This window comes from Amycolatopsis sp. FU40, assembly GCF_021903635.1.
In the GTDB taxonomy this organism is placed as follows: Bacteria; Actinomycetota; Actinomycetes; order Mycobacteriales; family Pseudonocardiaceae; genus Amycolatopsis; species Amycolatopsis dendrobii.
Genome location: NZ_CP091381.1, coordinates 5,935,514 through 5,940,399 on the forward strand (window position 1 = coordinate 5,935,514; position 4,886 = coordinate 5,940,399).

A 4,886-nucleotide genomic window follows, 5' to 3' on the forward strand; every position below is an offset into this window, starting at 1 on the left:
ACTCCTCGTCGAAGTCAGGGAAGGGTCCGCGATCGCCGTGCTCAGGCGCGGCCGAATTCTTTCTGCAGAATCTCGTAGAGCTCGTCCTTGGTCGCCGAGGCGATGTCGCCCCCGGCGGCCTGATCGTGGCTTTCTTTCCAGCGGGCCAGCAGGTTCTGCAGCCGGGCGGTGACCTCGGCAGTCTCCGTTTCGCTGACGGGCGCGGAGAACAACGCGGCTTCGAGCCGGTCCAGCTCGGCGCCGAGCCCGTTCTCCGCGGGGTCTTCCCCGGCCAGTTCTCCGTGCAGGTACTCGGAAACCGCGTTCGGCGTCGGGTAGTCGAACACCACCGTCGCCGGGACCCGGATCCTGGTGGCCGTGCCGAGCGCGTTGCGGAACTCCACCGCGGTCAGCGAATCGAAGCCGAGATCGCCGAACGCGCGCCCCGGTTCGACGCGGTCCGCCGACGGATAGCCGAGCACCTTCGCGGTCTTCTCCCGGACCAGGGCGAGCAGGACGTCGAGCCGGTCGGCCGCGGGCAGCGCGGCGAGCCGGTCCCGGAACGAGGACTCGTCGGCGGTCTCGGTCCTGGTCTGCTCCGCCGCGCGGCAAAACTCGGGCAGGTCGCGGAACTGCGGATTGGGCCCGGCGGCGATCAACGCGGGTGTCAGCAGGTCCCAGCCGATGTCCGCGACCGTCACCGAGGCCGAGCCGCCCGCCACCGCGCGCTCCAGCGCCGTGACCGCCAGCTCCGGCGACATCGGCGGCACCCCGCCGCGCCGCAGCCGGTCGGTGACGGCGTCGCTGCCCGCGGCCATGCCGCTGTCCGCCCACGGCCCCCAAGCGACCGCCGTCGCGGCCAGCCCGTCGGCCCGCCGCTGCTCGGCGAGCGCGTCGAGAAACGCGTTCGCCGCCGCGTAGTTGGCCTGCCCGGCACTGCCCACCACGCCGACGATCGAGGAGAACAGCACGAACATGCTGAGTTCGCAGTCCCGGGTGAGTTCGTGCAGGTTCAGCGCGGCGTCCGCCTTCGGGCGCAGCACCGTGCCGAGCCGTTCCGGGGCAAGGGATTCCAGCACTCCGTCGTCGAGGACACCCGCCGCGTGCACGACGCCGGCAAGCGGGAACTCCGCGGGAATCTCGGCCAGCAGCCCCGCCAGCGCGGCCCGGTCGGCGGCGTCGCACGCGGCCACCGTCACCCGCGTGCCCAGTTCCTTCAGTTCGGCTTCCAGCTCAGCGGCCCCAGCGGCCTCGCGGCCCCGGCGGCTGGCGAGCACCAGGTGTTCGGCACCGCGCTCAGCCAGCCACCTGGCGATCCGAGCCCCGAGCGCACCGGTGCCGCCGGTGATCAGCACCGTGCCCGAACCGGGAGCCCATTCCCCAGCGGCGACGTCCGGGCCCGCTCGCCTGAACCGGCGCACGAACACGCCGGACTCCCGCACCGCCAGCTGGTCTTCGTCCCCTGCTCCCGCCACGACGTCGGCGAACCGGGCGACCGCGCGGGCGTCCACCGCCGGGGGCAGGTCCACGAGGCCGCCCCAGCGTTCCGCGTGTTCCAGCGCCACCACCCGGCCGAGTCCCCAGACCTGCGCCTGAACGGGATTGCCGACCCGGTCCGGCCTGCCGACGGTCACCGCGTCCGTGGTGACACACCAGATCCGGGGCTCGCCGGCGATCTTCCCGGCGGCCTGGGCCAGCCCCAGCGTGGCGGCGAGGCCGTCGGGCACCGACGGCAGACCCGGCAGCGGAGTCTCGTCCAGGGCCAGCAGGGAAACGATGCCGTGCACGGGGGCGTCGGCGGCCGATTCGGTCAGCCGGGCGGCGATCGTCTCGCGGTCCTCGCCGCCGGACAACGTCACCGTGCGCACCTGTGCGCCGCGGCCGGTCAGTTCCTTGGCCAGCGCGTCCGGCCAGCCGTCCGCGGGCAGCCTCGACGGCAGCACCACGAGCCACGTCCCGGTCAGCGGCTTGGCCGAAAGCTCGGTCGCGGGCTTCCAGGCCACCTCGTAGCGCCACTGGTCGAGGGCGGACTGCGCGCGATGCCGCTGGTGCCAGGACGACAGGGCGGGCAGCAACGCGGTCAGCGACGACTGCTCGGGACCGCCGTCGATCGCCAGTACCTCCGACACCGCGGCAACGTCCTGGCTCTCGACCGCCGTCCAGAAGCTGCTTTCCGCCGTACCAGCGGTCTCGGCCGGCTGGACGGGAGGCTCCAGCCAGTAGCGTTGCCGCTGGAAGGCGTAAGTCGGCAGGTCGATCCGCCGCGCGCCGGTACCGGCGAAGAACTGCTTCCAGTCCACTGTGGAGCCGTTCGCGTACAGCGTGGCGGCGGCCTCGACCACGGCCTGGGCTTCGGAACGATCCTTCCTCGCGGCCGCGACGACCGTGGCGTCGGCGAGAAGGGACTCGTCGATCATCGCGGTCAGCGCGGTCGACGGGCCGACTTCCAGGAACCTGGTGACCCCATGGGCCTCCAGCGCACGCACGCCGTCGCAGAAGCGCACCGTGTCCCGAACATGCCGCACCCAGTAATCCGCGGAGAACTCGGTGACCAGCGCGCCGGTCAGATTCGACACCATCGGGATCCGCGGCTGGCTGAACTCGACCCCTTCGGCCACCGCACGAAACTCGTCCAGCATCCCGTCCATGAGATGCGAATGAAACGCATGACTCACCTTCAGCCGCTTCGTCCGCAACCCCTTCGACTCCCACCGCGCCACCGCGTCCTCGTCACCCGAGAGCACCACCGAACGCGGACCATTCACCGCCGCAACAGCCACACCAGGACCAGGCTCAACCTCGTCCTCGGAAACCTGCACCGCCAACATCACGCCACCAGACGGCAACGCCTGCATCAACCGACCCCGCGCCACCACCAACCGCGCCGCATCCGCCAACGACAACACACCAGCAACATGCGCCGCAGCCAACTCACCAATCGAATGCCCACCCACAAAATCCGGGCACACACCCCACGACTCCAACAACCGAAACAACGCCACCTCAAACGCGAACAACCCCGGCTGCGCCACCCCGGTCTCGTCCACCCGGCCCGGATCACCTATCGCCTCGCGCACCGGTGTGTCGGTATGGCGATCCAGCTCCGCGCACACCTCAGCGAAAGCGTCCGCGAACACCGGGAAAGACTCCGCGAGCTCCCTCCCCATCCCAGCCCGCTGAGAACCCTGGCCAGAGAACAGAAACGCCGTCCGGCCCTTAACCGCCGTACCGGTGGAACCCCGGCCCTCGGCCAATGCCGCGACACCGGCCAACAGTTCGCCCCGGCTGGTGCCTACCACGACCGCACGGCACTCCAATGCCGCGCGCGCCGCCAGCGACCAGCCAACATCCGCGGGCACCGCATCGTCCACACTGGACACCAGCCGACGAGCCTGCTCCCGCAACGCCTCCGGGCTCCGCGCCGACAGCACCCACGGCACCACAACCGGCTCGCGACCCCGCTCCGCAGCGGGCTCCTCAGGAACCTGCTCCACGATCACGTGCGCGTTGGTCCCGCTGATCCCGAACGAAGAAACCCCAGCGCGTCGCGGCCGATCGGCCTCGGGCCACGGCATAGCCTCCGCCAGCAGCTCGACCGAACCAGCCGACCAGTCCACATTGGACGTCGGAGCATCGATGTGCAGGCTCTTCGGCAGCACCCCGTGCCGCATCGCGAGAACCATCTTCATCACGCCGGCGACGCCCGCCGCGGCCTGGGTGTGCCCGATGTTCGACTTGATCGACCCCAGCCGCAACGGCTGTTCCCGGTCCTGACCGTAGGTCGCCAGGATCGCCTGCGCCTCGATCGGATCACCGAGCCGGGTGCCCGTCCCGTGCGCCTCCACCACGTCCACCTCGGACGACGCGAGACCAGCGCTCGCCAAAGCCGCCCGGATCACCCGCTGCTGCGACGGACCGTTCGGCGCCGTCAAGCCATTCGACGCGCCGTCCTGATTCACCGCGGAACCCCGCACCACGGCCAGCACCGGATGCCCGTTCCGCCGCGCCTCCGACAGCCGCTCCACCAGCAGCAGACCGACGCCCTCGCCCCAACCGGTGCCGTCGGCGGCCTCGGCGAACGACTTGCACCGGCCGTCCGAAGCGAGACCGCCCTGCCGCGCGAACTCGACAAAGGTGTAAGGCGTCGACATCACCGTGACGCCACCGGCCAACGCCAGCGAGCACTCCCCGCGCCGCAACGACTGCGCCGCCAGATGCAACGCCACCAACGACGACGAACACGCCGTATCCACCGTCACCGCGGGGCCCTCGAACCCGAACGCGTACGCGACGCGCCCGGAGATGACGCTCGGGGAATTGCCGGTCAGCAGGTGCCCCGCGACATCGTCCTGGTGCAGTTCGCCCGTCGTCTCGTAGCCCTGGTAGGTCGCGCCGACGAACACCCCGGTGTCGCTGCCCGCCAGCGAGGCCGGATCGAATCCGCCTCGTTCGAGCACCTCCCACCCGGTCTCCAGCAGAAGCCGCTGCTGCGGGTCGGTCGCCAGTGCCTCGCGCGGCGAGATGCCGAAGAACGCCGGGTCGAACTGAGCGGCTTCGTGCAGGAAGCCGCCCTGGTCGGTGTAGCTGGTGCCGGGGCGGACGCCGTCCGGGTCGTACAGCCCGGCCACGTTCCAGCCGCGGTCGAGCGGGAAGCCGGACACCGCGTCGCCGCCCGAGGCGACGAGTTCCCACAGTTCCTCCGGGGAGCGGACTCCGCCCGCGTAGCGGCAGCTCATGCCCACGATCGCGATCGGCTCGCGGTCCTTTTCCCCGACCTCGCGCAGCTGATCGCGAGCCTCGTGCAGTTCGGCGATGGACCGCTTCAGATACTCGCGGAGCTTGTCTTCGGCCGACATGAGGCCGTCACCTCCCTTTGCCAGTAATCGAAAAGGTCTGCTGCGGGCACC

The 4,886-nt window shown here is 70.8% G+C and carries 1 protein-coding gene; it reads right to left on the minus strand.

Annotated elements, in window-relative coordinates; translation table 11 throughout:
- Positions 1-41: 41 nt before the first annotated feature.
- Positions 42-4,859 carry a type I polyketide synthase gene (locus L3Q65_RS27880; RefSeq protein WP_370648226.1) on the minus strand — a complete coding sequence of 1,606 codons (4,818 nt, stop codon included), beginning with the start codon at positions 4,857-4,859 and terminating at the stop codon, positions 42-44.
- Between the last annotated feature and the right edge of the window lie 27 nt (positions 4,860-4,886).